A 22194-nucleotide genomic window follows, 5' to 3' on the forward strand; every position below is an offset into this window, starting at 1 on the left:
GCAATCATTACGAAGAATTATGGCCTCGATCGGCCGTTAGTGGTGCAGTTTCTGGAGTGGGCCGGCCATGCCGCGGAGGGCGATCTCGGCCGATCCTTTCTCTACCATGCCCCGGTCTCTGGACTGATCCGCGACCGATTGCCGGTCACTCTGACACTTGGCCTGACCGGACTTTCGATCGCCCTGTTGATCGGCCTGCCGCTAGGCATTCTGGCGGCGGTGCGGGAGGGCTCGGCGATCGACCGTGGCATCATGATGGTGGCGTTGCTGGGACAGGCAATGCCGGGCTTTTGGCTCGGCTTGGTCATGATCGTTCTGCTTGGCCTGGACCTGCAATGGTTGCCAATTTCGGGTGTGGAAACGTGGCAAGGCTATATCATGCCGGGGATTGTGCTCGCCTTTTCGGCTATCCCGGCATTGATGCGCCTGACCAGGTCGGGAATGATCGACGCGCTGGCGGCGGATTACATTCGTACCGCGCGCGCCAAGGGACTGAGTCGGGCGAAGATCATCCTCAAGCACGCCTTGCGCAATGCGGCAATGCCGGTGGTCTCCATCGCGGCCGTGCAGCTTGGTTTCATGTTGGGAGGGTCAGTGGTGATCGAGTCCGTATTCGCGCTGCCGGGCGTCGGCTATCTGGCCTGGGAATCGATCATCAAAAATGATTTCCCGGTCGTGCAGGCTGTCGTGCTGTTCCTGGCCGTCATCTACATCGTCCTGACCTTGCTGGCGGACATGATGAATGCGCTGCTGGATCCGAGGCTGCGAGCGTGAGTTCGGTCGGGATTGCACAAGGCCTGCCGGGGCGCCGGCGCTTTCCAGCCTTTCGCCGCCTCGCCACGCTGCTCGGAGTGGCGATCGTAGGGATCGCGTTGCTGGTCGCGATTTTCGCGCCCTATCTGACGCCGCACGATCCATTCGCTCAGGACCTCAACCTGCGCCTGATCCCGCCGGTCTGGATGGAGGGTAGCCAACCGACGCATCTATTGGGCACGGATCAGATCGGGCGGGACTATCTTTCGCGCCTGATCTACGGCACGCGCATTTCCATGCTGATCGGCGTGCTGACCGTTGTCACATCCGGGCTCATCGGCATCACGCTCGGGATCGTCGGCGGGTTCTATGGCGGGCGAACCGACGACTTCGTCATGTTCCTCATCACCTGCCGTTTGTCGATCCCGCTGATCCTGGTGGCGCTGACGGTGGTGGCGCTGGTTGGCAGTTCGCTTGCGGTGGTGATCCTCACGCTGGGGCTGTTGCTGTGGGACCGGTTCGCCGTCGTGGCACGTACCACCACGATGCAGGTGCGCAACCTCGATTATATCGCCGCAGCCCAAGCTGCCGGTGCCTCGCGCATGCACATTCTCGTGCGCGAGGTGCTGCCCAATATTGCCAATCATTTGGTGGTGGTGGCAACGCTGGAAATGGCGCTGGCGATTTTGCTTGAAGCCGCGCTGTCGTTTCTCGGCCTAGGCGTGCCGCCGCCTTTACCGAGCTGGGGCCTGATGATCGCCGAGGCGAAGGAATACATGTTCTTCAGCCCGTGGGTGATCATGACCCCGGGGATCGTGCTGTTCGTCCTGGTGCTCGGCATCAACCTTCTGGGTGACGGACTGCGCGACATGCTGGGAGCGGATCTGGAGCGATGACAGCCTCGTTGCAAGATCCGGTTCTCAGCGTCGCCAATCTGCGGGTGTCCATCGGTGGGCGCATGGAAGCGGTGCGGGGCATGTCGCTCGCGGTGGCACGCGGCGAAACGCATTGCATGGTTGGCGAGTCGGGTTGCGGCAAATCCATCTCCGCGCTGTCGGTGATGAACCTGCTGCCGCGTGGCATCATCCGAACTGCCGATCATATCCGCTTTCAGGGGCAGGATCTGCTTGCTATGTCGGAGCGGCAGATGTCACGGCTGCGCGGCGACAAGATATCGATGATCTTCCAGGAACCGATGACGAGTCTGAACCCGGCCTACACGATCGGGTCGCAGATGTCTGAGGTGCTCGAACGTCATCGTCGTGCCACACGGCGACAGGCCATGGACAGGGCGGCCGAATTGCTGGCGCGCGTAGGCATCACCGCGCCGGGGATGCGCCTGGGCCAATATCCCCATCAGCTCTCCGGCGGCCTGCGCCAGAGGGTGATGATCGCGATGGCGCTGATGTGTGATCCAGAGTTGCTGATCGCCGACGAACCTACCACCGCCCTCGATGTGACGGTGCAGGCGCAGATCCTGCGGTTGTTGCAGAAGCTTCAGCAGGAATTGGGACTGGCATTGCTGTTGATCACGCATGACCTCGGTGTGGTGGCACGCATGGCGCACCGTGTCTCGGTGATGTATGCGGGCGAAGTGGTCGAAACCGGCACGGTCGCTGACGTGTTTGCCGCGCCGACGCATCCCTACACCCGCGGGCTGCTGGACTGCATTCCCGTACCCGGCAAGACGCAGACGGGCGAGCCACTGGGCAACATTCCAGGCGTGGTGCCCCGCATACCGCCTGGCTTTGCCGGTTGTGGGTTTCGCGATCGCTGTATGTCAGCCGCGCCGGAATGTGCGCAGGCCGTGCCGCTGCGCGATGCTGGCGGCGATCATTCCTATCTTTGCCGGCTACCGCCGGATTGGACGCGGGTCAGCGCGGCATGACTTACGCCATCGAAGTCCGGAATGTGTACCGGGAGTTCAAGCCGCCCGGCGGTATCGTGCGCTCCGGTCGACCGGTGCGCGCGGTGGACGGGGTGACGTTCTCGCTCCCGGCGGGCGACGTGCTGGGCGTCGTGGGCGAGTCCGGCTGCGGCAAGTCAACGCTCGCCCGGCTCATCATGGGTCTCCTGCCACCGACCTCGGGCGAGATTTTGGTGGACGGACGCAGCCTGACCGGTATGGACCGACGCGAACGCGCCCGGCTGATCCAGCCGGTGTTCCAGGACCCGTTCTCCTCGCTCAACCCGCGCCATCGCATTCGCGATATCGTCGGCCTGCCGTTGGCCTCCCAGGGCGATATTCCGAAGGCGCGGCAGGTCGACCGCGTCATGGAGATGCTGGCGCGCGTTGGAATTTCCAGCGAGATGGCCGAGCGCATGCCGGGACAACTCTCCGGCGGCCAGCGTCAGCGTGTGGCCATCGCGCGTGCCCTCGTGCTGCACCCGCGCATCGTGGTGTGTGACGAGCCCACCAGCGCGCTGGATGTGTCGGTGCAGGCGCAGATTCTCAATCTGCTGACGGAATTGAGGCGGGAGCTTGGGCTGACCTATCTCTTCATCAGCCACAATTTGGCGGTGGTGGAACACATCGCCACGGAAGTTGCGGTGATGTATCTCGGCCGGATCGTCGAGCAGGCGCCGGCGCAGGACTTGTTCCGCACGCCTGCGCATCCCTACACAAAGGCGCTTCTCTCCTCCGTGCTGACGCCGGATCCGGCTCTCGGCATTCCTGATGTTGGACTGGGCGATGCCTATCCGGATCCCACGAATGTCCCGCCAGGTTGTCGTTTCCACCCGCGGTGCCCGAGCGCATTCGCGGAATGCGCGGCAACGATGCCCGACAACATCCGCAAGGATGGTCGTCTGGTCGAATGCCTGCTGGCAACGACGTCATAGGCCAGCCGCCACCTGATCCGTATCCAGTGGCGGCCGTCCATGGGAGGCTGTGCCAGGATCTACTTCCAGCTGGACAGATAGAAGCGCGGAATATCGTCTTGGAAGCCCTGGAAATTCAGCTGCTTTGAAAACGCGACATAGCGGACATCGCTGAACAGCGGGATGAAATCGACGCGCTCCGTCGCTAGGCGGATAGCCTCGGAAAACGCCTTGCGACGCACCTCGGGATCGTTGCTGGCCCCGGCCTGATTCAACAGTTTGTGCACATCCGGGTCACGGGCGTAGTCGTCCAATCCGCCGCCGAGCCAATAGGGCATGAATGCCGAGGCATCGTTGACGGAATTGCTGCCCCAACTGCCCGAATACAGTGGCGCCTTTCCTGCTTCGGCGAGCTGGATGGCTGCGCCGATCTGCAACTGCTGGATGCGCATGTTGATGCCGACGGCCTTGAGATAGTTCTGTATCGCAGCCGACAGCTGCGCGGGAGCATAAGTCACGAGTTCCGTATCGAACCCGTTGGGATAGCCGGCTTCAGCCAGAAGCTGCTTGGCCCGCGCTGGATCGTATGGATACTTTACCGCCGCCGCTACATCGCAGCCGAACTGGCTGGGGAAGCACGGCGCGTCGATCACTCGCGAATCGCCCTGGATCAGCTGCTTGGCCATCGTGGCGCGGTCGATTGCCGAGATGACGGCCTGCCGAACCTTCAGCTTGGTCAGCGGATTGTCCGCGCCTGTACGGCCCGCGGCGTCGATGGTCATGAAATGGACGCGCATGGTGCCGAACCGCACGGCCTCCAAATTCGGCACCCGGGAGATATTCGCGAACTGGTCGGCATTATAGCCCCAGATCCAGTCGGCGCGTCCGCCGAGCAGCTCCGTCATTTCGGTTGTGGCGTCGGGCACTTCGTGGATCTTGATGTATCGGATGGCGGGCCGGCCTTTGGGGCTGCCGGCGTAGTAGCCGTCATACCGTTCCATATCGATCTGGGTGGTGCCGTCGACCTTGGTGATCTTGTAGGGGCCGGTGCCGATCGGGGCCTTGGAATAGGCATCGGCGCCGATCTTCTCGCGATAGGCCTTCGGCCAGATCGGCGTGACCATCGACAGATATTCCATCACGGCCGGAGACAGGCCGGTCAGCTTGAGCCGCACGTGAAAGTCGTCGATCTTCTCGGCGCCGGCGAAGGAGGTGTAGTAGGCGGGGATCGCCACCCGCTTGTCCTGAATGACGGTGTTGATCGTGTACACCACGTCATCAGCGGTGAAGGGGTCGCCGTTCTGGAACGTCACGCCCTCGCGCAGGGTGAAATCGATCGTGGTGTCATCGACCTGCTTCCACGAGGTGGCCAGAGCCGGTTTGATCTCCATGGTTTGGGGATCGCGATACGCCAGGCAGTCGAAGGCCTGGAACGCAACGACCATGCCGGTGCGCTGCGAATTGTAGTACGGGTTGACGTCGGGAATCGCATCGCGCCAGGTAATGCGCAGCGTGTCAGCCGATTTTTGCGCCTGTGCCGGGGCCGCCAATGCCATTGTCGTGCAGGCGGCGAGCAGCGCGCCGCGGAGCCAAGTATCCGATCGCATTTTTTTGTCCTTTTGATTCCGAAACGCAAAACGACGCCGGAAAATACAGTGCCGAGGTTCGGCACCCGGAACAGAGGCAACCCCTATGCCAGCTACCTGGAAATGGCTGCCGCCGCGCTGTAACGCGTCCGATCTATCCATGATCGACGGCCGCGAGCAACCGTTTCAGGAAACCGTCGATGGCTTCTCCGTCGATCCAGCGAACAACGGCCACGAGGTCGTGCTCGGGATCGACATAGACCATGTTCGTGCCGTTGCCGACATGGGCAAATCCGGTGGCCGGAGCACTTGGCCAGCGTTTCCCGTCGGTGTTGAGAAACCAGTTCATGTAGCCGTAGATCGGCTCGGGTTTGGTCGGCGTCAGGGCTTGATCGATCCATTGAGTCGAGAGTAATTGACGATCTTTCCATTTCCCGTGACGCAGCGTGAGGTAACCGAAGCGGGCCATATCATAGGCATTGATGTACATGCCGCCGCCCCAGTGCCCACCGCCGGTCACCGACTGCACCGGGCAGCCGTCCAGCACCACCCAGGAATTCTCGTAGCCGAACCAGCGCCAGGTATTCGAGGCACCGATCGGGTCCATGATATTGTCCTTCAGGACCTGCGGCAGCGGGCGTCGCCATACATTGAGGGCCGCGAGCGCCAGAACATTGGTGCGGACATCATTATACTTGTAAACAGTGCCTGGTGCGTTGCGTGGCGAAGCCCCCCATTCCGCTGGATTGTCGCTGGGCCGGTCGGCCCAGTCCGGCTTGCCCCACAGGATGCCTTCCCAGTCGCTGGTCTGTCGGAGAAGATTGTCCCATGTGATCCCGCGATTGTGCGGTGATTCAAACGGCAGAAGTAAATCGGGCGTGTTGAGCCGATCCGATTTGTTGGTGGTCGAGGCTGGGGCGCAGATCTGTATCGGCGCGACGTAATCCCTTACGGCGTCATCGACGCTCTTGATCATGCCACGCTCGACGGCAATGCCGATCACGCTGGACAGAAAGCTCTTGGTCACGCTGTGAGTCATGTCGACCCTGAGTGGCTCTCCCCATTCGGCGACGATGTAGCCCTTGTGAACAATGATTCCTGTCGGGACACCACGTTCCCTGATGGGCCCAATTGCATAGCCGAACGGTTCACGACCGAAGTTCTGATAGTGATTCATCACCAGGTCGTGGGGCGCCTTCGTCTCCGCGGCAACTGCAAAATCGATGGCTTCCTTCAGCATGCCGGGTTTCACGCCCGACTCCGAAGGCGTCCTGTGTTGCCACGTTGCATCGGGGTAATAGGGCGCATCCGGATTTGCATTACGATCAGGTTGATCGACTGACCCGCCCAGGCCCGAACGAGAAGACGCCATGAGTTTCCCTTCAACCAAATTTCTTTAGCCACTGGATGTTGCCGTCTCCGACGTGGCCGCCTCGATATTCGAACTCGCCGCACACCGCCGTCTACGACGATTTGCATTATTCCGCCACGACTTTGTCGCCTCCACCGGGGCAGCGTGTTGCGCAGGAATATCGGCCAGTGAATGCGGCGAAAAGGCAAGGTGCGGTCGGGAAGGGCTGGGACCCGATGGCTTTCGCGACATCTTTTGGCGTGGCGAAGCGATCGTGTTTTCGTCACTACCTGCTATGCAATCGAACAAGCGATTGGTTGGGGCATGATCCCCGTCTCAGTCTCTGCGACACCAGCGTTACGCCTCAGCAGAAGGCCAAACAAAAGTAGATCATCGAGGCGTTTTGCCGAGGATTGCATCAAGACCCATATCGATGCTCTTGCCTTTCGAACTCAGCCTTACCCGGCGCTCAAGGAGTATACACGGTGAATGCATTTCACGCCTTTAGCGTGTCTATCCCGCCGGGAGCATAAGAAAGGCCTGACGTTCGCCAGACGTCATCTCCTGATGCTCACTTTGGAATGCGGGTAGCTGCTCACCGCCGACCAACAAAGCCCGCGTTCTGCCATTTCGTTTCGATATCGTCGGCCTTGCACTGTTGAGGCTGAGTGGTGCTCTGATCAAAATTATGTCTGAAGTCGACATGCACCCGCATATCGTGGGGGCGGTAGGGGCAGATGTCAGGCAGCATATCTGCAGCATATATAATGTGATCGCTCGCCGCGCGCACATGTGACGTCGCGATGTACCTCGTCGCACCTACTTAGAGTGGTAGTTGTGCGCGTAAAACATTCCGTGCTTGAAACGACTGCGCTGGGACGGTGCCGCTTGTTGTAAATGGCGCGGCCTGATCCAGCGAGCAGACGTACGCAAATTCAGCGCGGCGTTAACGCGGATTCGAAACGGCGGTATCTAAGGAAAGTGGCGATGATCATTTGCCCGGCTCCGATCTTGCGTTCCGCTTATGACCAGTCGTTCGGCTTGGCACACTCGGTCATTCGTGTCCTCAGTTACAGATACGTGCCCGACATCGAGCGGTTCAACTTCGCGCCCAGCCGGGCGTTCGAACGATTTCCGCAATTTGCGACCGCACTCGCGCGGTCGCGTCGCGGATCGGTCGAGCTCGTATCGGCCGGTGACATCGGCTCGCCGGAGGTTCTGGAGCGGCTTTGCCGAATAGCGCCCGTCACCGCCATCAGGGGAAACGTCGACGTTGCCAGCTGGGCGAGCCGCTATCCCGAAACCGCAACGGTGCACCTCGGTGCTCGTTGCTTCTACCTCCTGCATGATCTCAAGGCGCTCGCGATCGACCCTGCAGCATCCGGTGTGAACGTGGTAATATCAGGACATTCGCACCGGGTGCAGGTCAACACGAGAAACGGAGTGCTTTTCCTGAATCCCGGGAGCGCCGGTCCGAAGCGCTTCAAGCTGCCGATCACGCTGGCAACGCTCGACCTGGATGAGGCGGTGACCTGCGGCCCCATCCACGAGCTCGACGCGTGAACGAGGTACGTGCGTGGCAGCTAGTGGGTATTCGATTTTTGCCACCGCTCCAGATCAATCGGGGGACGCTTTGGGTCGATCTGCTCCTTCTCGGGATTTCCCTGCCAAGGCTGATCCGTCTGCCGGTGAGTTGGCAAATCGGTCTGCTGTCGCGGATCGTCGACCGGTGTTTCTCTCGGGTCGCTTTCAGGTTCTTTTGCTTTTGGCATAAGTTGTCCTCTCTACAATCTCTCGATGCGGCGGCACGCGATCAGCGTACACCAGCAATAATTGCCGCGACGCGGCGCGAATGTTGATCGACGATGACGAGATCACTTCCGGCGATCAGGTACTGGTCGCCCCAGAACCCGTTCAGAACTTGTGTGACCTCGGGCGGCAAGTCGGCCACCTGAGTCTGGCGCGGCACCGACGTACCGATCATCATCTCGAAATTCGGGCGATCCATCGTCGGGCCTTGCGCCGATGAGATGATGGCGCGGAGCTGTTCGCGTTGCTGATCGTTGAGGCTTGCCGGCTGGGCGGTCTGTTTCACATCCCGCGCACGGGCGCCGGTCGCATCTTCATTGCCAGCCGGGTTTTCCTTCGCCGCTTTGCTCACGGCTTCGTGCTGCGTTGGAACTCCAGTGCCGACCGTCGTGGCCGCGGCACCTTTATCTGCTCCTGTGGAGGGCCGGCCAAGATAGTCCGTTGCCCCGAACATCTGGGGGACGGCGAACCAGACGATGAAACCTACAAACAGAACCGCGGCCACTACCGATCCCGCCATCATCAGCTTCCGGGTGCCGTCCTTCTCCGTTTCACGCGATAGATCCTTGACCATGAACTGAAAGCCTTCGGTATGAACTGCGGAGTCAACACGAGCAGGAATCGTTCGTTCCTACGGGCATGCATCAGCATCGATCAGGAACGACCGCCGCCGCATCTCATTGCCAGCGCATGAGGTCGCGAGACCGAAACAAGGAGCATGCAATGTCCAAAATGCCCCCCGTACCGCCAGAGCAGCGCAGCGACAAGGGACCCGGATCTGATCCTAGAATCGAGACGGACGAAAAAGTCCCCGGCCGTGAGAACTTCGACACCCAGGGCCGTCACGGCAACATCAAGCAGAACACGACAAATCAAGGTTACCAGCAGGACCGATGAATGCCACACAAGAACTCAGACACTGAACGCTTCGGTGGTCCGGGCTCCTCGTGGCAGGACCGCAAGCACCCGGAAAAGGGAGGTCGCGAGCATGAGCGCCCTGCGCCCGGAATGCCCACCAACGACCGCAAATCACACGTCTCGGGAGGCGGTGGTGAGCGCGACCAACATCACACGCACAATGATCGCGAGAGGAGCTGAGCAATGGCTAAGACAACTTCGAGCTTGATCCTGATCGCCTTCCTGGCGACCGCGTCGATAGGGGCTGCCTCGGCGCAGGGTGGCGGGGGTGGCGGCGGCGGTGGCGGCGGTGGCGGTTCGGGAGGATCGGGCGGAGCAAGCGCGAGCAGCACGAGCGGCGGCACCGGCGCCACCACAAGCCCCGGGTCAGCCGGCGGTCCCTCGAGCCTTGGGTCTGCAGGCGTCGGGTCTGCAGGCGTCGGGTCTGGTGGAGCTACAAACCAGACAGGCGGTGCATCGCCCAATCTGGGTAATCCAGCCGACGCGGCCGCGGCTTCGCGCGGCACGACGGCTACCGGCACGAACACCGCTGGAACGGCCCAATCAACCGGTGGTGGCCCCCGAGGATCAACCACCGTCGGGCGGGCCGGCAATCCCGCAGGAGGGACCAGCAGCGGACGTATTGACGGAACTGCGACACCCGGTCCGTCGATGCCGGGCGACGCCGAAATACGCTCGGAGAGCTCTCAGGATTCCCACGTCGATCGGAAGATCAAGAGCATCTGCAAAGGTTGCTAGATCGGTGATCAGGACGTCGGGTTCCCCGGCGTCCAATCGAGGTCGTCCTCGCTTCGAGGTTCGGGGTCGGGCGAGCAGGGCTTGATCTTCAGATCGTCCTCGAGCCTGGGCTTGCCCTCGCTGCTTTCGACCAGACCAGCGTCTTCGGCTTTCTTCAGCGTTTCCTCTTTGGTCGGAAATGTCCGGCTCAGTTTTTCGTCATCCTTGAACAGGGCATACGCCATGTCGGTCCTCACAGTTTGATCATCGACAACTTTGGCGGCGGTCGTCACGCGCGGCCCCCGCCAATGCTACGGCTGTCACTTCCGCTTGCGCTTGAGACGTTGCGCGCCGTTTCCCTTTTTTCCTTTGCCGTGCTTCACGGCGGGCCGTCTCGACCTTCTTGCCATTTGTACCTCCTTGTCGCCGGGGTGAAGCTCTAGCCGACTTCTCTGAGATTGCTCAGGATCGCCAGGTGGCGCTGAATGATCGGCAGCGACATCTGTGCGACCTGCTGTTCGCCGGGGTTGCCGCCGGATCGCAAATAAGACGTGTTGAGCGCGAGCAATTCACGGTGCCCGCGGATCTGCCCCTGCACATACATCCGGTCGAAGGGACCCGACGGTGTGGCCTGAAGGCGCTGAAAGAGGGCGGCATGATCCGGCCGCAGCGGTGCCGATCCCGGCGCCGCTCCGAGCGCGCTCGCGACCTGGACCTGTTCGGCGATCTCTGCATTGGCGAAATTGACGATGTCGGCATTGCCGGTGCGCGTCAGGGCGAGCTGACTCGTCTGCATCGCAAACGCCCCACCCATGAGGTCGGCCGTTCGAAAATCCCGCTGTGGGACTGGTTTGGATTGCGCAGCGTAGGTCGATAGTCCGAGGCCGCCCAATGCAAGTAAAAACGATCTTCTCAGCATGATGAATCTCCAATGTTGGATTCACGAGACGCTGCGGCCGTTTCGAACGTTCCTATCATTGGCAAAAGCAGCCGAGCGTCGTTCCGCAAAGCGTCTTCGGCGTCATGAGATGAGCCGGCGGATTAACGCAGGTTATTGGCACGGCAAGTGCGTCATGATCATAGGAACGGCAGCACTGAGGACGGTTTGTCCATCATCCAGATGCAGACCGGCGCACGGGCAGATTCATGCAAGACAGCAATTCATCCAGCTTCCCGATTTCCGCGGGTGTCCTTCTCGGGCTTGGCCTGGGCGGGTTTTTTGACGGCATCGTGTTTCATCAGCTGCTGCAATGGCATCATATGTTAAGCGGCTGGTACCCGCTCAACTCCATCGACAACGTCAAGCTCAATACGACTTGGGACGGCATCTTCCACAGTGGGACCTATCTGCTTGTGCTGCTCGGCCTGTATGTGCTGTGGCAACGGGCGCGCAGGTCCGACATTCACTTGTCGGGCAGCCGGTGTCTCGGAGCCGTGTTGCTCGGATGGGGCATCTTCAATCTGGTTGAAGGCGTGGTGGATCATGAGATCTTCAAGCTGCATCGGGTGAATGAGACGGTGCCCGACGAACAGCGAATCTTCTGGGACCTCGGCTTCCTGCTATGGGGTGCGGCCATGTTGGTCATCGGCGCCGCCATGACACGCTCGGGCACGCAAGGGAGGGTCCATGCGGAAAGCAGTCTACAGGCTCGCTAGAGAGACCCCGCCAGCTCTGGTCTATGCCATTTTTATATTGCTGCTGATACTCGCGACAGCACCGGCCTTTCGCATCGTGCTGTTTGGTGTGTCGCTGGATGATCTTCTGCAACTACGCTGCTTCAACCTCGGCTGATGCGCGGTTCACCTGCGCCATTGAGATGAACGCCGCGGCTTTTCGTCAACGCTTCATGTCTGCCCGGAGGTAACATGGTCGAGTTCAGGCTTCCGAAACACTCGCGCCTCGAGAAGGGTGCGGTCTGGCCCAGGCCGAACAGAAAATCGCTGCGCGAATTCCAGGTCTATCGCTGGAATCCCGACGACGGACGCAATCCCCGGCTCGACACCTACTTCGTCGATATGAGCGATTGCGGGCCCATGGTGCTGGATGGTCTGATCTGGATCAAGAACAACATCGACTCCACGCTGACGTTCAGGCGGTCCTGTCGCGAAGGCGTGTGCGGCTCCTGCTCGATGAATATCGCCGGCCAGAACACGCTCGCCTGCACCAAGTCCATGATCGAGGACGTCCCGCAAGGTGAGCCGCTACGCGTCCTGCCTTTGCCGCACCAGCCCGTGGTCAAGGACCTTGTTCCGGACCTGACGAATTTCTATGCCCAGCTCGCATTGATCGAGCCTTGGCTGCAAACCGTGTCGCCCACGCCGCAGAAGGAATGGCGGCAGAGCCATGAGGACCGGGCGAAGCTCGACGGGCTCTACGAATGCATCCTCTGCGCCTGCTGCTCGACATCTTGTCCAAGCTACTGGTGGAATTCCGAGCGTTTCCTCGGCCCAGCGGCCCTGATCCAGGCGGCCCGCTGGGTCAATGACAGCCGCGACGAGGCGACGGGCGAGCGCCTCGACAAGCTCGAAGACCCCTTCAGGATCTATCGCTGTCACACCATCCTCAACTGCGCGAAGGCGTGTCCCAAGGGCTTGAATCCGGGCGAAGCCATTTCCGGATTGCGCCTCAAGATGGTCGAACGGAAGATCTGATCGGAGATGGACGCTCCCCGCATAAAGGAACGATGGCTGCGGCGCTGGCTTATCGACCAAACTGGAGGCGCCTGATGGGCAAGAAACAATTCGCCGCGTTGCCGTTCACGCTGAACAATTCCGAATTGTGCGTGATGCTGATCACGACCAGGCGCAAGGGCAGGTGGAGTGTCCCGAAGGGATCGCCGATGCGCAAGACGGAGCCGCATCGTACGGCTGCGCTCGAGGCTTACGAGGAGGCCGGTCTTGTCGGCGTCACCGCAAAGCGCGCCCTCGGGTCCTTCAAGCATCGCAAACGGAAGGGTGATCGCAAGCGGACCATGGACGTCGCCGTCTTTCCCATGAGGGTCCACGGGCAGGAGCGCTGGTGGCCGGAAAAAGGCGAGCGCGAAGCAATCTGGGTCTCGCCGAAGACGGCGGGCCGTCTGGTGCACAAGGCGCAGCTTCGGCGTCTGATCGCCCGCTTCGCGGCGCAGACGGAGAAGACCGCTTCCTCACCGCTGGTCGATGCTGTGACTCGAGGAACCCGGGTGCCCTCCAATAATTCAAGGTAGATGAACCACCAACCGACCGGACTCGCATTCGAGGAGCGACCGCCTCATGAGGTCCTGACCGCTGCGATCAAGCGGCGTTGCGCGATCCTGTTCGTCGGCGCCGGCATCTCGATGGCTGTCGGCCTGCCGTCCTGGCAATCTCTGATCGACCATCTGCTGGATGACCTTGGACTTGAGCGCGACGTGATCGATGGAATGCACGGCGGCTACCAGATGCTGGCGGAGTACTACCGGCTGAAGCGCGGCGGAATCGGGCCGCTCCGCAGCTGGCTCGACCGCAACTGGCGCGTCGATCCGGACAAGATCGCGGCCTCACGGCTCCACCGGCTGATCGTGGAGCTCGATTTTCCGACCATTTACACCACGAACTACGACCGCAACCTCGAGACAGCCTTCGAGGTCCTGGAAAAGCCCTACGCCAAGATCAGCAACGCAAAGGACATTGCAAGCGCCCGTTCCGGCGTCACGCACATCATCAAATTCCATGGCGACTTCGACGACGATGCCTCGCTCGTCCTGACCGAGACCGACTTCCTCAACCGGCTCGCGTTCGACTCGCCACTCGATATCCGGTTTCGCGCCGACGCCTTGGGAAGCACGCTGCTTTTCATCGGATACAGCATGTCCGATCCCAACATTCGGCTCCTGCTGCACCGAATTTGGCAGAGTTGGGACGAATCCGGGCACCGCCAGGACCGACCGAGGTCCTTCGTTTTCGTGACGCAGCGCAATCCGGTGCAAGAGGCCGTATTGGCGAACTGGGGCATCACCACCATCGCGCCGCCTGCCGGCGTCAGCCCGGATGATGGTGTTATCCGGTTTTTGCTGGACATCCAGCAGCGTATCGAGCGAGAGACCTAAAGCAGTCCCCGGCGCGCTGAAACGCTGCTAGCCTCGCCGCACCTTGCATATCCCGTTCCCGGCCGCCGAGGATGCGGCATGCTGCATGTCCAAAAAGCCCGCGCGCCAACGTTGCGCCATGGCGGCTTCCGACAGGTCGAATGATTTCTCAGGTCCGGCTTCCTCGCGGCCGGGCCGGTAGCTCAGGAGATAGATCCTGTCGTTGCGATCCAGGCCCTGTAGCTCAGCGCGAAGCTGGCGAGCTTCGAGGGCGTGACGAAGGCGCTGAAAGGTCTGATTGCCGAAGCTGAGATCGCTCTTGCGCTCAGCCGCGGCCTCGAGGCCGTCAGGGACGTTGCCATCCCGCGCAAAGAGGTCGACGATGTAAAGACGAAGCGAGGCTGCAGCTTCGAGGACCGGATCGAAAGGCGCGTTGAGCGAGAACCCGCCATCGCCGAGCCATCTCCCGGCGACCTGCACCGGAGCGAATTCGGGGAGAAATCCGCAACTGGCCAGGATGTGATCCATTTCGATCCGCTCCGACGACGAGTCGAACAGCACGGCATCGCCGCTTTCGAGGTCCGTTGCGCAGATGGAAATGCGCAGCTCGCCGTTGTTCAGGCGCCCGAAGTCGATCAATCGTTGAAGGCGTTCGCGTGTTGGGCCGAGATCGTACAGACCGGTGAACGGGAACGACGGTAGAGGAAGACGGGGATGGAAAAAGCCGGTGTGGCCAAGCAGGCGGGTATTGATCGAACTCAGCCAGGCAGACAGATGGCGGCTGTCGCTCGTTGTAGCGAGAGGCGCGGCGGGAGCATGCCAGTAGCTGCGTAAGTTCTGGATTCGGTCGGCGGTTGGACATCCGGCGATCAATGCGGCCGTGATCGCGCCGGCGGACGAGCCGGCGACCCAGTCGATGTGCGGCGAGACAGAAGTGAGTGCTTCGAATGCGCCGCCATGATACGCGCCAAGACCGAGACCGCCCGCCAACACGACGGCCGTGAGCGTTTGCTCTGCTGCCATGGGGCCGCTCGGATCAGCGGCGGGACGGGTCAAAATGGGGCTCGATTGCCGGTCCGCAACCTGGGTCGGTCACCGATATCCCCTATATCGCCGTGCATAGGCATAGCGAGGATTGACGCCGCAATAGGCGTTCGTGCCCGATGCAGTCGCCATGCACTGAGCGTAACTGGCGAACTGGCAGTTGCCCGGATAGCCCCAAACGCGGCCCTGAAGGCAGTAGCGGTCTTGTGCGACGGCGGCCGTCGAGGAGCCGAAGCCCATCACAAGCGCGAGAGACGCGGCAGCCAGGAGCAATCGATGTTTCATGAAAATCTCCAATTTCAATATTGAACGTCGCTCGTGAAGCGGCGTTCCAAAGTGCAACGTTGACGGTTCCTTTTCTCGGGTTCGACGCGAATCGTTAACCTGTGTGAAGCCGTTCGGTGCCGATCGCGATTAAGGTGACGGATATCATCGATCGGAAGCCGTATGCCTGACCAATCTCCCAGCCTTAGAAATTTCACCATCAATTTCGGTCCCCAGCATCCCGCCGCTCATGGCGTGCTGAGGCTCGTGCTCGAACTTGACGGCGAAGTCGTCGCACGGGTCGATCCGCACATTGGTCTTCTGCATCGGGGCACCGAAAAGCTGATCGAGGCCAAGACCTATCTGCAGGCGATCCCCTATTTCGACCGGCTGGACTATGTCGCTCCTTTGACGCAGGAGCACGCATTTTGCCTAGCGATCGAGACGCTGATCGGGCTTGAAGTTCCGCGGCGAGGGCAGCTGATTAGGGTGCTCTATCACGAGATCAGCCGCATCTTGTCTCATCTTCTGAACGTCACGACGCAAGCGATGGACGTCGGGGCCTTGACGCCACCGCTTTGGGGCTTCGAGGAGCGCGAGAAGCTCATGGTGTTCTACGAGCGCGCGTCTGGCAGTCGGATGCATGCCAACTATTATCGCCCTGGCGGCGTGCACCAGGACCTTCCACCCAAACTGATCGACGATATCGAAGCCTGGTGCGATCCGTTCCTGCGCGTCGTCGACGATCTGGACCGGTTGCTCTCGCTCAACCGCATCTTCAAGGCCCGGAACGTGGATATAGGTCGCGTGACGCTCGATCAGGCCTGGGCATGGGGCTTCTCCGGCGTGATGGTGCGGGGATCGGGCGCGGCTTGGGACTTGCGAAAGGCGCAGCCCTACGACTGCTATGCCGAGATGGACTTCGACATCCCCGTCGGCAGGAACGGCGACTGCTACGACCGCTATCTCATTCGCATGGAGGAGATGCGGCAATCCGTGCGCATCATGAAGCAATGCATCGAGAAGCTGAAGTGTGCCGACGGCCAGGGCCCGGTGCTCGTGCAGGACAACAAGGTCGCGCCGCCGCGACGTGGTGAGATGAAGCGTTCGATGGAGGCGCTGATTCACCACTTCAAGCTATACACAGAGGGCTTCCACGTTCCCGCCGGCGAGGTCTATGTCGCCGTCGAGGCTCCGAAGGGCGAGTTCGGTGTGTTCCTCATCGCGGACGGGACCAACCGTCCCTACAAGTGCAAGATCAGGTCGCCGGGATTCGCCCACCTGCAAGCGATGGACTTTCTCTGCAGGGGGCATTTGCTCGCGGACGTCTCGGCAATTCTCGGATCGCTGGACATCGTCTTCGGCGAGGTCGATCGTTGACTGGAAAATCGCACTGGAGGATCAGGATGGATATCAGGGAAAGCTCCGCCATGACCGAAGCGTCCGGCCTCGTGGACGATCAGGTCACCGCGCAGAACGGCTCGCACGCGCCGCACGCTGATACAAGAACAGGACCCGATGCGCCTTCCCAGGCGTCCTCGGCGCAACTGGCCGACCAGCTGAGGAGGATGACCAGAGCGGCGCCGCTGCAAGCGGTCTTCGCGGCGTTTCTGTTGGGCGTTCTGGTGGCTCGGCGTCGCTAGACGTCAGCCAGGGCCGTCCCCTTCATTGGGCGACCCCGGCCGTTGCACGAGAATCAGGCCAGCGCGTTCGTCACCGGCGGCTCGTTCATCTGCTCCACCTGTGCGCCGCTATCCGGCCGTGCTGGTCCGAGCACAGGCTCCTCGCCCAAAGGCTCGAACCCGGCGCGGAAGCTGAACGACCCCTGGCCGTCGAGCGAAGGACCTTCGCAATAGCGACCCGGCTGCAGCGGCGCCGCATTGCGTTCGGTGCCCATGAACATGTAGCTGAACTCGGTCGCTTCCTTGCTGCGGTCGAAGCTGTTCGGAATCGGCAGGGCCGCATCTGCGCCCATTTCCTCGATCACTGCGAGCCATTGCTGTTGATGCATGGTGTCGCGCGCAATCAGGTAGCTCAGCATGTCCTGCATACCGGGATCGCTCGTGGAGTTGAAGAGACGCACCGCGAGGGTCCGGCCGGTGGATTCAGCGGCGACGTTGCAATACATATCGGCGGCCAGATTGCCGCTGGCATAGACATGCGAACAATCGAACGGGACGCCGTCGCAATTGGCAGGGAAGGCCGCCATGCCGGTCGAGAGCAGATGCCGGTGCAGCATGCCCTCGATCACATGCCGCGGCCGCTCGCCGCCGTTCATCACCGCGCCGACGACCGGGTTGGCCTGCAGGGTGGTCTCCTGCATCGTTGCCGGTGCATTCTCCAGGTTCAACGCGACAGCGGTCGCGAGCATCTCGATGTGGCTGATCTCTTCCGTCGCGGTATTGAGCAGGACGTCGCGATATTTGGCCGGCCCCCGCGCGCCCCAGGCCTGGAAGAAATACTGCAGGCAGACGCGGATCTCGCCTTCGACGCCACCGATGGCTTGCTGCAGCTGGCGGGCGAAGATCGGATCGGGCTTCTCGACCCTAACCGGATATTGCAGTCGTTTGTCGAAGTAGTACATGCGCAGCTCCTTTTGTGTTCACGCTATTGCGCAATGAGTGCTGCCGGGTTGCGTTCCTATGAAGTTGCTAGCGACGACTTTGAAAATCTTTAAACTGCGACGTGAACGCGGCCCCGGCGAGGAGAGGATCTCCCCGAGGCCGCTCTCATGCGCGCAGCAGCAAGGAGCGCGCTTTAGAAAATTGCGAACCGCGAACCGTTAGCGGCGCGGCATGGTGCCGTTGGAAGGTGGGGTGGTCTCGTTGCGCATGCCGGAAGGACTGGAGGCACCTTGTCCGCCCCGCTCGACATGGGTGATGCCGCCGCCACCGGAGCCGCCGGCTCCGCCCGAGCCGGCTCCTCCACCGCCATCTCCAGCTCCAGCACCGCCGCCCGCGCCGCCAGCACCAGCGCCACCTCCGGCTCCACCAGCGCCACCGCCTGCACCTTGCGCGAACGCTGCGCCGACTGAAGCGCCTGCAAGCATTGCTGCCGTAAAGATCGTCAGGATCGTCTCAGGATCGTCTTGCGCATCTGTCTTCTCCTTGAGGTTTCGATGTCAGACCAATTCGGCGACCTTGGTAAGCTCGTGCTCGGTCAGAAGACTGATCTGCAGATCAAGATCCGCCCGCTTGTCGGCCTGAGCGGCCATGCGGTTCTGAGAGACCCGCACGAACGTCGAAAGAAAAATGGCCTCGACGGACGCGACCATGCCCAGTACGACGAAAGTCGGATCCCACGCCGTCACTCCCGGAATCCATCGCAGATTTGCGACGATCCAGCTCCGAACGTTGCGAGATGGAGGTAGACAAATGTCATGCTTCCCGCGAATGCGGTAATGGCGTCGGCCAGCTTCTGCTGTGCGGCTGCGTCGGCCTGCTCACGATGACGACGCTCGACCAGCGCCTGAATGTTCCGCTCGAGACCAGGGCTCATTCCTTCGGGGGGGGGCGTCTTGTAGCCCAGATCGTTATGCATTCGGCGCCAACGTAGGTCCTGCTGCGAGGTTCCTGTAAATTCGGCGCAAGGGCGCCGCCGCGCCTCGTAACACAGCCGTTTCGATGGGACCGATGCCCCCAGAGATGAACCCTTGATCAGGTGTTGCGCTTATCCTCCCGAGGGATCGAGGAGCGCGCATGATTGATTGTCTCGTCATCGGCGGGGGCCCTGCCGGTCTTACGGCCGCCATCTACCTTGCGAGATATCGGCGATCCACCGTTGTGTACGACGCCGGCCCCAGCCGCGCCGCTCTGATCCCGAAGAGCCATAACTACCCGGGTTTCCCGACTGGCATCTCCGGCGCCGAACTGCTCGGGCGATTGGCCCAGCAGGCCGAGTCCTACCAGGTGCCGATCGTGCGCGCTTGGATCAGTCGTGTCGAAAAAACCCGCGAAGGCTTCGTCGCAGACCATGGTGAAGGCGAAATCCGCGCCAGCACCATATTGCTGGCGACCGGGATCGTGGACGTCGCACCCCGGATGGCGGGTCTCGACGAGGCCGTCAGCAAAGGGCTCGTGCGATACTGCCCGGTCTGTGACGCCTTTGAGGCGTCCGATCAACGTATCGCCGTCATGGGAGCAAGCGAGGCGGCGATCGGCAAGGCAAAGTTTCTGCGCTGCTACTCAAGGCACGTCACGCTGCTCTGGCAGCACGTTTCGGGGCCGCGGGCCTGGAAAGAGCTTAAGGAAGCCGGTATTTGCGTTTTGACGGGGCAGAGCCAGCTCAGGATGGCTGACCAGAAGATCTGCGTCACCAACGGCGAGGGCGAGACGTGCTTCGATGTGCTCTATCCGGCCTTGGGATCCAATGTCAGATCCGGCCTTGCGGTAACACTTGGCGCCGCAACGGGAGCGGCCGGGTGTCTCAAGGTCGATGAGCATCAGTGCACGAGCGTTTCCGGGATCTTCGCCGCCGGCGACGTCGTCTCGGACCTTCACCAGATCGCGGTCGGCACCGCTCATGCCGCAATCGCGGCCACGCGTATTCACAAGATCTTGCCGGAGCGCCCCCGGTAGGCGTCCTGTGGTGGGCACCGACGAGACCCTCCGTATTTCCCATGCTGCGAGAATTGTTTTTCGCCCCCGGGGGGACGATGGCGAGCGGCCGCAGAGTGAGCATGCGGAGGGAGTTAACCTTTGTGAATGAGCCTGGCCCCCGATCCTTCTAGGCTTTTCGAGAATACAACTTGGCCGGCGACCGTCGCAGAAGGCGTTGCCGCGCCTGAGGTGGAGTGGACATGATGCTGATCGCCGAACAATTCAGCGAACGTACGATATCGTATATGGACATGGCGCTGGAGAGCGCTTGCATGGCCTTGCCGACGACGTTTGCGCATCACAGTGCGCGAAAGGTCGTGGCCGAGAAGATTGTCGAATGCGCCAAGGTGCGGCGGCAGACCCTTGGCGAACTGACTGAAGCAGGTCGGCGTGCTGTCGCCGAACTGGTGATGCGGGAGAAAGGCCTGACGGTCGCCGACGCGCACGGGCTGTCCGCCTGATGCCTTCAGCTCTCGGTCCATGGAGAGGCGTCCTGCTCCAGCATTAACCTATGTCGGTGCGCTCTTGGCATTCGAGTTGTAGCCACGCTGGTGGGCGGGGTTACCAACGTGATGTTGCGGAAGGAACAGCAATGCAACGACGGCGCTTCAAGCAAACGACCTCGCTTCAAGAGCGCATCGGAAAATTTTCGGAGAAAGTTCGTCGACAGGTCGAGACCGCGCCCGATGCGAAAGAAAAGGAGACGCTGCTGAAGCGACTCCGTTGTGCGGATACCGCGGCCATGCTCGAAAAACAGTTGAGCTCCAAATAGACACCAGCCGGTTGCCTCGGCCTGGTGTACCAGCGTTCGCGCAGCCTTATCAGCTCGCTTTATGCGGATACGGGCGTTAGCGTAGCTCCTTCCGCGCCATCCTGATGGTCATCTCAAATAAAGCGCTGTCTTCGGTTCTGACAGTCACAGTCACCTGTGATCCCTTTGCCGTGAACACGTCTCTGGCAATAGCGGTTGCGGTAATGATCGCTTCCCGTGTCGCGACCTCGAGGCTGGCGTACTCAGTTCCCTCGGTGTCGGACAAGGCAAGAAAGTCATCTTGAGTGTCGAAATAATACCGCATGGCTCAGAGCGAGGGATCCAGGTGAAGGTATAGTGCGTCGAAGTCGGCCGCTTCTCGGAGTCCGGCTTCGTCAAGTATGGAGATGCGCCCCCTGTCAAAATCCAGGAGGCGCCGGCTGCGTAATTCCTGGACCACGCGGTTCATATGGACAACGCTTGTTCCGATCGCGTCGGCGAAGAGCGCTTGGGTTGCCGGGAAGCTGAAGGCGAGTCCGTCGGTTCGTCCGATGGCCTTCAGGCGGGTGTACAATTCGAGCACGAGGTGCGCCACGCGACTTGTTGCATCGCGCTGCCCGATATTGCAGATCCACTCGCGGAAGACCGCGGCGTCCGTGAGGGTGTCCCGCCAAAGTGCCTGCGCGATGTTGGGCCGGTGCTTTATGAGATCTCGTAATGGACCATGGGGAATGAAGCCCAGCACGCAATTGCCGAGCGCGCTGACGTCGTGATCCATGACGTGAAGGAAAAGGCTCTGCAGATCGGGAACGTCACCGGCCTGATGGAATGCCAGGATCTGCCGCTGACCGGTACCGACGATCTTCGATCGTAGAACGAACCCATCGATGACCAGACAGCATGCGGAAGGGCGATCCCCGATGGATGCGATCGCCTCGCCATTGGCCACCTGCCTTGCAACTATCGGAAGACTGCTGATCGCACGCTCATCCTCCTCGACGATATCGGTGCTGACTCTCAGTCTCTTCAGGAAAGGTTCTATGATTTCCGATTTAGTCATGGGTCTCTCTCTCTTTGCGGAAACGCCACGCGGAAATAAATGTTCCTGGATACCGGAGGCCGGGACTTTGGTGGCCCGGGTAGCCTTCGGGGAGCGACGACGCGGTCCAGCGGCGGATTTCCGGCGCACGGGACGTCACGAGCCGGAGTTTCGTTCAGTTACGTTGTCCGAAAACATGTTGCGAAATGCCGTGGCCACCGCTTTGATGCCTTGCGTATGTTGCATCAGTGCGATCTCGCCCTGCTGCTCGTGGCGAATGGCATGAGCCATGACGCGCAGGCGAGGGTCGCCGCGGCTGATCAGCATCTGGCCGGCCATCTTTACCGCGCCCCTGTGATGCTTGCTCATCAGCTCTACGAAGGCGGCGTCGAAACGCCCTGAGGGTGCCGACTTGATCTCGCATTTCGGCGGGCGTAAGAAAGCCGGGCATAGCCGCGCGTTCCTCAGTGCTGCAGTCCGGAATCTCCGTGTCGAACC

The 22194-nt window shown here is 61.2% G+C and carries 28 protein-coding genes and 1 pseudogene; 17 read left to right on the forward strand and 12 right to left on the reverse strand.

Going from position 1 to position 22194, the window contains the following annotated elements; all coding sequences use genetic code 11:
- The 4 genes from IVB29_RS24825 to IVB29_RS24840 form a co-directional block, all read left to right on the forward strand.
- A partial coding sequence (locus IVB29_RS24825) for an ABC transporter permease (protein ID WP_247506036.1) occupies positions 1-774 on the forward strand: 774 nt, incomplete at its 5' end.
- 11 nt (positions 775-785) lie between these two features.
- Positions 786-1649, forward strand: a complete 864-nt coding sequence (locus tag IVB29_RS24830; RefSeq protein ID WP_247506061.1) for an ABC transporter permease — start codon at positions 786-788, stop codon at positions 1647-1649.
- Positions 1646-2641: an ABC transporter ATP-binding protein gene (locus IVB29_RS24835; RefSeq protein ID WP_247506037.1), complete on the forward strand. Its 996-nt coding sequence runs from the start codon at positions 1646-1648 to the stop codon at positions 2639-2641. Before IVB29_RS24830 ends, IVB29_RS24835 begins: the two co-directional genes overlap by 4 nt.
- Positions 2638-3594: an ABC transporter ATP-binding protein gene (locus IVB29_RS24840; RefSeq protein WP_247506038.1), complete on the forward strand. Its 957-nt coding sequence runs from the start codon at positions 2638-2640 to the stop codon at positions 3592-3594. Before IVB29_RS24835 ends, IVB29_RS24840 begins: the two co-directional genes overlap by 4 nt.
- A gap of 59 nt (positions 3595-3653) precedes the next feature.
- On the opposite strand, the gene IVB29_RS24845 is transcribed toward IVB29_RS24840, so the two are convergent.
- Both IVB29_RS24845 and IVB29_RS24850 read right to left on the reverse strand, forming a co-directional pair.
- Positions 3654-5321 (reverse strand): ABC transporter substrate-binding protein, encoded by a 1668-nt coding sequence (locus tag IVB29_RS24845; RefSeq protein ID WP_247506039.1) that lies wholly within the window; start codon positions 5319-5321, stop codon positions 3654-3656.
- Positions 5314-6399 carry a serine hydrolase gene (locus IVB29_RS24850; RefSeq protein WP_247506040.1) on the reverse strand — a complete coding sequence of 362 codons (1086 nt, stop codon included), beginning with the start codon at positions 6397-6399 and terminating at the stop codon, positions 5314-5316. The genes IVB29_RS24845 and IVB29_RS24850 overlap by 8 nt, the downstream gene beginning before the upstream one ends.
- Before the next feature lie 1098 nt (positions 6400-7497).
- On the opposite strand from IVB29_RS24850, the gene IVB29_RS24855 reads away from it, so the two are divergent.
- Positions 7498-8073, forward strand: a complete 576-nt coding sequence (locus IVB29_RS24855) for a metallophosphoesterase family protein (protein ID WP_247506041.1) — start codon at positions 7498-7500, stop codon at positions 8071-8073.
- 20 nt (positions 8074-8093) lie between these two features.
- Here IVB29_RS24855 and IVB29_RS24860 read toward each other — a convergent pair whose 3' ends face one another.
- Both IVB29_RS24860 and IVB29_RS24865 read right to left on the reverse strand, forming a co-directional pair.
- Positions 8094-8282: a hypothetical protein gene (locus tag IVB29_RS24860; protein WP_247506042.1), complete on the reverse strand. Its 189-nt coding sequence runs from the start codon at positions 8280-8282 to the stop codon at positions 8094-8096.
- Positions 8283-8323: 41 nt separating this feature from the next.
- A complete protein-coding gene (locus IVB29_RS24865) occupies positions 8324-8893 on the reverse strand; it encodes a DUF1236 domain-containing protein (protein WP_247506043.1) in 570 nt (189 codons plus the stop codon).
- A gap of 149 nt (positions 8894-9042) precedes the next feature.
- On the opposite strand from IVB29_RS24865, the gene IVB29_RS24870 reads away from it, so the two are divergent.
- A complete protein-coding gene (locus tag IVB29_RS24870) occupies positions 9043-9216 on the forward strand; it encodes a hypothetical protein (RefSeq protein WP_247498718.1) in 174 nt (57 codons plus the stop codon).
- Entirely contained in the window at positions 9217-9417 is a 201-nt protein-coding gene (locus IVB29_RS24875; protein WP_247506044.1) for a hypothetical protein, read from the forward strand. It begins immediately after the preceding gene.
- Between the two features lie 566 nt (positions 9418-9983).
- Here IVB29_RS24875 and IVB29_RS24880 read toward each other — a convergent pair.
- Both IVB29_RS24880 and IVB29_RS24885 read right to left on the reverse strand, forming a co-directional pair.
- Positions 9984-10247 carry a hypothetical protein gene (locus IVB29_RS24880; RefSeq protein ID WP_247506045.1) on the reverse strand — a complete coding sequence of 88 codons (264 nt, stop codon included), beginning with the start codon at positions 10245-10247 and terminating at the stop codon, positions 9984-9986.
- 146 nt (positions 10248-10393) lie between these two features.
- Positions 10394-10873 carry a DUF4142 domain-containing protein gene (locus tag IVB29_RS24885; RefSeq protein WP_346731300.1) on the reverse strand — a complete coding sequence of 160 codons (480 nt, stop codon included), beginning with the start codon at positions 10871-10873 and terminating at the stop codon, positions 10394-10396.
- Between the two features lie 227 nt (positions 10874-11100).
- Here IVB29_RS24885 and IVB29_RS24890 point away from each other — a divergent pair, with 227 nt between their 5' ends.
- The 4 genes from IVB29_RS24890 (at position 11101) to IVB29_RS24905 (ending at position 14021) form a co-directional block, all read left to right on the forward strand.
- Positions 11101-11610 carry a DUF2243 domain-containing protein gene (locus tag IVB29_RS24890; RefSeq protein WP_247506047.1) on the forward strand — a complete coding sequence of 170 codons (510 nt, stop codon included), beginning with the start codon at positions 11101-11103 and terminating at the stop codon, positions 11608-11610.
- A 210-nt stretch (positions 11611-11820) separates the two neighbouring features.
- Positions 11821-12606, forward strand: coding sequence for a succinate dehydrogenase iron-sulfur subunit (locus IVB29_RS24895; RefSeq protein ID WP_247506048.1), 786 nt, complete (start codon positions 11821-11823; stop codon positions 12604-12606).
- A gap of 74 nt (positions 12607-12680) precedes the next feature.
- Entirely contained in the window at positions 12681-13160 is a 480-nt protein-coding gene (locus IVB29_RS24900) for an NUDIX hydrolase (protein ID WP_247506049.1), read from the forward strand.
- A complete protein-coding gene (locus IVB29_RS24905; protein WP_247506050.1) occupies positions 13161-14021 on the forward strand; it encodes an SIR2 family protein in 861 nt (286 codons plus the stop codon).
- 27 nt (positions 14022-14048) lie between these two features.
- On the opposite strand, the gene IVB29_RS24910 is transcribed toward IVB29_RS24905, so the two are convergent.
- Both IVB29_RS24910 and IVB29_RS24915 read right to left on the reverse strand, forming a co-directional pair.
- Positions 14049-15023, reverse strand: coding sequence for a patatin-like phospholipase family protein (locus tag IVB29_RS24910; RefSeq protein ID WP_247506051.1), 975 nt, complete (start codon positions 15021-15023; stop codon positions 14049-14051).
- A gap of 69 nt (positions 15024-15092) precedes the next feature.
- Positions 15093-15329, reverse strand: coding sequence for a DUF3551 domain-containing protein (locus tag IVB29_RS24915; RefSeq protein WP_155809547.1), 237 nt, complete (start codon positions 15327-15329; stop codon positions 15093-15095).
- Between the two features lie 162 nt (positions 15330-15491).
- Here IVB29_RS24915 and IVB29_RS24920 point away from each other — a divergent pair, with 162 nt between their 5' ends.
- Both IVB29_RS24920 and IVB29_RS24925 read left to right on the forward strand, forming a co-directional pair.
- Positions 15492-16688, forward strand: a complete 1197-nt coding sequence (locus IVB29_RS24920; RefSeq protein WP_247506052.1) for an NADH-quinone oxidoreductase subunit D — start codon at positions 15492-15494, stop codon at positions 16686-16688.
- Between the two features lie 50 nt (positions 16689-16738).
- Entirely contained in the window at positions 16739-16951 is a 213-nt protein-coding gene (locus IVB29_RS24925; RefSeq protein WP_247506053.1) for a hypothetical protein, read from the forward strand.
- Positions 16952-17004: 53 nt separating this feature from the next.
- Here the strand turns inward: IVB29_RS24925 and IVB29_RS24930 are convergent, their stop codons facing one another.
- Positions 17005-17892 carry a manganese catalase family protein gene (locus tag IVB29_RS24930; RefSeq protein ID WP_247506054.1) on the reverse strand — a complete coding sequence of 296 codons (888 nt, stop codon included), beginning with the start codon at positions 17890-17892 and terminating at the stop codon, positions 17005-17007.
- Positions 17893-18162: 270 nt separating this feature from the next.
- On the opposite strand from IVB29_RS24930, the gene IVB29_RS24935 reads away from it, so the two are divergent.
- Entirely contained in the window at positions 18163-18342 is a 180-nt protein-coding gene (locus IVB29_RS24935; protein WP_247506055.1) for a hypothetical protein, read from the forward strand.
- A 102-nt stretch (positions 18343-18444) separates the two neighbouring features.
- On the opposite strand, the pseudogene IVB29_RS24940 reads toward IVB29_RS24935, so the two are convergent.
- Positions 18445-18848 (reverse strand): annotated as a pseudogene (locus IVB29_RS24940) (DUF1003 domain-containing protein); the annotation flags it as partial.
- Positions 18849-19006: 158 nt separating this feature from the next.
- On the opposite strand from IVB29_RS24940, the gene IVB29_RS24945 reads away from it, so the two are divergent.
- From IVB29_RS24945 to IVB29_RS24955, 3 genes are all read left to right on the forward strand, one after another.
- Positions 19007-19885 (forward strand): NAD(P)/FAD-dependent oxidoreductase, encoded by an 879-nt coding sequence (locus IVB29_RS24945; RefSeq protein WP_247506056.1) that lies wholly within the window; start codon positions 19007-19009, stop codon positions 19883-19885.
- A 221-nt stretch (positions 19886-20106) separates the two neighbouring features.
- Complete coding sequence (locus tag IVB29_RS24950; protein ID WP_247506057.1) at positions 20107-20367, forward strand: hypothetical protein; 261 nt, start codon at positions 20107-20109, stop codon at positions 20365-20367.
- A 131-nt stretch (positions 20368-20498) separates the two neighbouring features.
- The gene (locus IVB29_RS24955; RefSeq protein ID WP_247506058.1) at positions 20499-20678 is read left to right on the forward strand and encodes a hypothetical protein; all 180 of its coding nucleotides are present in this window, start codon (positions 20499-20501) and stop codon (positions 20676-20678) included.
- Positions 20679-20985: 307 nt separating this feature from the next.
- On the opposite strand, the gene IVB29_RS24960 is transcribed toward IVB29_RS24955, so the two are convergent.
- Positions 20986-21717: a Crp/Fnr family transcriptional regulator gene (locus IVB29_RS24960; RefSeq protein ID WP_247506059.1), complete on the reverse strand. Its 732-nt coding sequence runs from the start codon at positions 21715-21717 to the stop codon at positions 20986-20988.
- A 135-nt stretch (positions 21718-21852) separates the two neighbouring features.
- Positions 21853-22065, reverse strand: a complete 213-nt coding sequence (locus IVB29_RS24965) for a DUF305 domain-containing protein (RefSeq protein ID WP_247506060.1) — start codon at positions 22063-22065, stop codon at positions 21853-21855.
- Positions 22066-22194 lie beyond the last annotated feature (129 nt).

It is taken from the genome of Bradyrhizobium sp. 1, assembly GCF_023073315.1.
Taxonomy (GTDB): domain Bacteria; phylum Pseudomonadota; class Alphaproteobacteria; order Rhizobiales; family Xanthobacteraceae; genus Bradyrhizobium.

Bases quoted from the DNA above. Each gene is read 5' to 3' on its own strand.
- IVB29_RS24950 (WP_247506057.1), top strand. From the start codon at position 20,107: ATGATGCTGATCGCCGAACAATTCAGCGAACGTACGATATCGTATATG.
- IVB29_RS24875 (WP_247506044.1), top strand. From the start codon at position 9,217: ATGCCACACAAGAACTCAGACACTGAACGCTTCGGTGGTCCGGGCTCC.
- IVB29_RS24930 (WP_247506054.1), bottom strand. From the start codon at position 17,892: ATGTACTACTTCGACAAACGACTGCAATATCCGGTTAGGGTCGAGAAG.
- IVB29_RS24905 (WP_247506050.1), top strand. From the start codon at position 13,161: ATGAACCACCAACCGACCGGACTCGCATTCGAGGAGCGACCGCCTCAT.
- IVB29_RS24835 (WP_247506037.1), top strand. From the start codon at position 1,646: ATGACAGCCTCGTTGCAAGATCCGGTTCTCAGCGTCGCCAATCTGCGG.
- IVB29_RS24925 (WP_247506053.1), top strand. From the start codon at position 16,739: ATGACCGAAGCGTCCGGCCTCGTGGACGATCAGGTCACCGCGCAGAAC.
- IVB29_RS24890 (WP_247506047.1), top strand. From the start codon at position 11,101: ATGCAAGACAGCAATTCATCCAGCTTCCCGATTTCCGCGGGTGTCCTT.
- IVB29_RS24955 (WP_247506058.1), top strand. From the start codon at position 20,499: ATGCAACGACGGCGCTTCAAGCAAACGACCTCGCTTCAAGAGCGCATC.
- IVB29_RS24900 (WP_247506049.1), top strand. From the start codon at position 12,681: ATGGGCAAGAAACAATTCGCCGCGTTGCCGTTCACGCTGAACAATTCC.
- IVB29_RS24845 (WP_247506039.1), bottom strand. From the start codon at position 5,321: ATGGATAGATCGGACGCGTTACAGCGCGGCGGCAGCCATTTCCAGGTA.
- IVB29_RS24945 (WP_247506056.1), top strand. From the start codon at position 19,007: ATGATTGATTGTCTCGTCATCGGCGGGGGCCCTGCCGGTCTTACGGCC.
- IVB29_RS24910 (WP_247506051.1), bottom strand. From the start codon at position 15,023: ATGGCAGCAGAGCAAACGCTCACGGCCGTCGTGTTGGCGGGCGGTCTC.
- IVB29_RS24850 (WP_247506040.1), bottom strand. From the start codon at position 6,399: ATGCTGAAGGAAGCCATCGATTTTGCAGTTGCCGCGGAGACGAAGGCG.
- IVB29_RS24865 (WP_247506043.1), bottom strand. From the start codon at position 8,893: ATGGTCAAGGATCTATCGCGTGAAACGGAGAAGGACGGCACCCGGAAG.
- IVB29_RS24885 (WP_346731300.1), bottom strand. From the start codon at position 10,873: ATGCTGAGAAGATCGTTTTTACTTGCATTGGGCGGCCTCGGACTATCG.
- IVB29_RS24895 (WP_247506048.1), top strand. From the start codon at position 11,821: ATGGTCGAGTTCAGGCTTCCGAAACACTCGCGCCTCGAGAAGGGTGCG.
- IVB29_RS24920 (WP_247506052.1), top strand. From the start codon at position 15,492: ATGCCTGACCAATCTCCCAGCCTTAGAAATTTCACCATCAATTTCGGT.
- IVB29_RS24840 (WP_247506038.1), top strand. From the start codon at position 2,638: ATGACTTACGCCATCGAAGTCCGGAATGTGTACCGGGAGTTCAAGCCG.
- IVB29_RS24965 (WP_247506060.1), bottom strand. From the start codon at position 22,065: ATGAGCAAGCATCACAGGGGCGCGGTAAAGATGGCCGGCCAGATGCTG.
- IVB29_RS24855 (WP_247506041.1), top strand. From the start codon at position 7,498: ATGATCATTTGCCCGGCTCCGATCTTGCGTTCCGCTTATGACCAGTCG.
- IVB29_RS24870 (WP_247498718.1), top strand. From the start codon at position 9,043: ATGTCCAAAATGCCCCCCGTACCGCCAGAGCAGCGCAGCGACAAGGGA.
- IVB29_RS24860 (WP_247506042.1), bottom strand. From the start codon at position 8,282: ATGCCAAAAGCAAAAGAACCTGAAAGCGACCCGAGAGAAACACCGGTC.
- IVB29_RS24960 (WP_247506059.1), bottom strand. From the start codon at position 21,717: ATGACTAAATCGGAAATCATAGAACCTTTCCTGAAGAGACTGAGAGTC.
- IVB29_RS24915 (WP_155809547.1), bottom strand. From the start codon at position 15,329: ATGAAACATCGATTGCTCCTGGCTGCCGCGTCTCTCGCGCTTGTGATG.